At 43.1% G+C, this 3041-nt stretch carries 5 protein-coding genes; 3 read left to right on the top strand and 2 right to left on the bottom strand.

Annotated features, from left to right (window positions below):
- The coding region (locus ABIO93_RS31675) for a hypothetical protein (protein WP_348074054.1) at positions 1–550 on the bottom strand (550 nt) is incomplete at its 3' end.
- 835 nt (positions 551–1385) lie between these two features.
- On the opposite strand from ABIO93_RS31675, the gene ABIO93_RS31670 reads away from it, so the two are divergent.
- The 3 genes from ABIO93_RS31670 (at position 1386) to ABIO93_RS31660 (ending at position 2472) form a co-directional block, all read left to right on the top strand.
- Positions 1386–1694 (top strand): hypothetical protein, encoded by a 309-nt coding sequence (locus tag ABIO93_RS31670; RefSeq protein WP_348074053.1) that lies wholly within the window; start codon positions 1386–1388, stop codon positions 1692–1694.
- Position 1695: 1 nt separating this feature from the next.
- Positions 1696–2037, top strand: a complete 342-nt coding sequence (gene tnpB, locus ABIO93_RS31665) for an IS66 family insertion sequence element accessory protein TnpB (protein ID WP_348074052.1) — start codon at positions 1696–1698, stop codon at positions 2035–2037.
- A gap of 81 nt (positions 2038–2118) precedes the next feature.
- Entirely contained in the window at positions 2119–2472 is a 354-nt protein-coding gene (locus tag ABIO93_RS31660) for a transposase (protein ID WP_348074051.1), read from the top strand.
- 114 nt (positions 2473–2586) lie between these two features.
- Here the strand turns inward: ABIO93_RS31660 and ABIO93_RS31655 are convergent.
- Positions 2587–3041 (bottom strand): ATP-binding protein (locus ABIO93_RS31655; RefSeq protein ID WP_348074050.1); only part of this gene is annotated, 455 nt, incomplete at its 5' end.

Raw genomic sequence — 3041 nt, 5'->3', positions numbered from 1 at the left:
GCTCATTTACAACTTTTGTAAATTTGGCTCCTTGCAAATTTTGATTTTGTAAAAATTCTTTCAAAATACTTTTGTCTCCATTAATTTTAATTGCACTCGCTACATCAACCCCAATATGATATGCGGTATCAGAGACAATAATGTATCCTTTCGAATTCAAAACTGCGGCAAGCCTTGGGTCATCTACAATCTTTTCCAGTATTTTATTCTCACCAGTTCCTCTGAAAACTAAAAGGTCAGATAGTTTGCCAAATTCTCCAGTTTTAGCAATTTCATCGTATTGAGCGCCGGTAATAGAATTTTGACGTTCTAATAAAGAAGTAAAACCGGGTTTTGAATACCATTTATACATCTCCTTGAAATCAGTTATTTCCTTCACCACATTATTTAGATGAGCTCTTGACGAAAATTTTAAAACTCCGTCAGCTAACTCAACGTCTTTAATTGAGGCCTTACTCTCGGCAGAAATAGAGGGTGCAACTTTACTTTGGTTGTCGTCACATGACAAGAAAAATAGGCCACCAGCGACCAATAGCAATAATTTCTTCATACTTTTGTTAAGGTTTGAATTGTGAAAAATGGTTTAAACTGTCTTTATCTCACCCCGCGACCGCGAAATCTGGGGTGAGTTTTTTTTAACCCAATGTTAGGCCTTTATCGATGGACCAGCAATTATTTTCGACCAGTGGTATATATTCTTCGATGAATAAGGTTGTTTATGTAGACGTGTGATGACCAGATAGAATCTTCGGCCTTGCTTAGTCTGTATGCACTAGGATATTTATCTCCCGAAGAATTTAGCTACCTCAAATATCCTTTAACCTCTCCCGCAGCCCCGTCAAATCCTCGCTAATCTTCACATCCGAAATCTTGGCAAATATTCCCCTATATTTGCCCCGCAAACTTTAATAAATTTCTATGAAACCATTTTTAAATGTCAGGCCAAAATGGCCTTGGAGAGGCATACGGGTGCGAGTCCCGAAACCTGACCGATGTGTTTCATTCGTTAAAGTTTGCGGTGACCTCTCCATTTTTCTCACTCTTTTCATGGTCATATGCAAACTTTAACGAATGAAGGAGGAATCGACTCGAATGCAAATTAAGTCAGCGCAACGAATGATGCGCGTCACGCATTAGATGTCGGCGCCCCGCTGACGCAATCCCAAGCCGAGTTTTGGTATCTCGTAGAATGTCAGGGCTGCAAGGAGTTGGCGCATTCACTCAAAATGATCCACGATCTGGCTCTTTATCACTCGGATGTTCCGTTTGATATGGCTGAAAAAACTGCCCTTTTTGACCTGAAGTACTTTGGGAAGGGCTCGAAAAAAGTATGCGTCCGATAAAACCATATTTCAACAGACTTGCATAGTTCGTAATCTTGTTTCATGAAAAATGAGACAGAAAAAATGCGCGAACTGTACGATCAGTGGCAGGCACAAGGGATAAGCAAACAGGCTTTTTGCAATCGGAATGGTATAGGGTACCATAAATCCAATTACTGGGTTAAAAAATTCCGCGGCAAGAATGTGGCCACTGTGGCACCGGCCCGTGGGTTCAGTCAGATATCAGTTCCGCAACCAGATTTAATTGCACAAGATCAACAAGCGCTGGCAGCGATCACTTTTCCATCCGGAGCACGTATAGAGCTATTCGGTTCTTTAGACGCATCTTTTGTCAGGAAGCTCATTCTTTAAAATGCTGGCCTTATCTAATAGTTGCCGGTACTTCCTATACCGGAGCCCAACAGACATGCGCTATGGTATATACAGTTTGGCCGGCCTGGTCCGGAATGAATTGGGTTTTGATCCATCGAGCGGCGATGTCTTCGTTTTTCTAGGCAAACGGCTTAATCAAATACGCCTTTTGCAGTGGGATAGGGATGGGTTTGCGATGTACGTCAAAAAGCTGGAACAGGGTACTTTTGAATGGCCAAAGTCAGAAAATATAGCCATCACCAGCCATCAGTTGACACTTCTTTTACAGGGCGTAATGCTGGATTCCGTCCGCCTCAGAAAACGTTGTCAGCACACAATTTAGATCATCAAAATCAGTATGAAAAGCTGCTAAAAAGTGCCTCATAAGGTTGTTTAGGCCGATTTTGCACCGTATCTTCGGGTTATGGAAGATACAGCGATAGACTATAAATTACTCTATGAGAAGTCGCTGGAATTGATATCCGAAAAGGATGGACAGATCCAGGCCCTGAACTTTGAGCTTGATAAATACAAGCGGTATATATTCGGCAAAAAGAATGAAAAGCTAGCGAGTGTATACACGGATGCAAATCAGATCGATCTCTTCGAGCTGGGAACAGATAAACACCAGCAAGAAGAACTATCTCAGCAAGCAGTTGAAGTTGTAAAGGAAAAAGCACCTGCTAAAAAACGTGAAAAGGGAACGGGGAGAATGCTGCTTCCTGAGAACTTACGCCGTGAGATCATCATCATTGAACCTACCGAAGACGTTACCTAGATATTCCTGCGAAAGTACTCCAGTGTTCCTGGGCAAAAGACGCCATTAATTCCTGAGCAAAGTACGCCACCAAAAATTGGCTTAATGGCACTGAGCGAGAGTGATAATTTAAACTTACTGATTTTTTCTTTTTCTCAGTGATTTTCCGGTTAAAGCAATTCTATGGGCGGAGGCTGAGAGCCGGTCCATAATAGCGTCTGCAAGCGTTGGTTCGTCTATGAAGTTGTACCAATTGTCCACTGGGAGCTGGGAAGTAATGATTGTAGAACCATTGCCGTAGCGGTCTTCCAGTATATCCAGCAGCGCGATTCTAGCATCATTGGTCAATTGCTTTAACCCAAAGTCGTCCAAGATCAACAGTTTGTTTGCTGATATCGCCCTGATCCATTTCAGATAGGTGCCGTCAAGCCGGGCTTGTGCCAGGGCGTCCAGGAATTTGTTCATCCCGAAGTACTGGGTGCGTATTCCCAGCAGACACGCGCTACGGCCCAAGGCGCAGGCCAAGAAGCTCTTGCCGCATCCGGTAGCGCCCGTTATCAAGATATTCTCTCCCTTTTCGATGAACATTC

It is taken from the genome of Dyadobacter sp. (assembly GCF_039919315.1).
Taxonomy (GTDB): Bacteria; Bacteroidota; Bacteroidia; order Cytophagales; family Spirosomataceae; genus Dyadobacter.
Note: the sequence above shows the minus strand (reverse complement) of the source record. Positions and strands in the feature narration are given on the sequence as shown.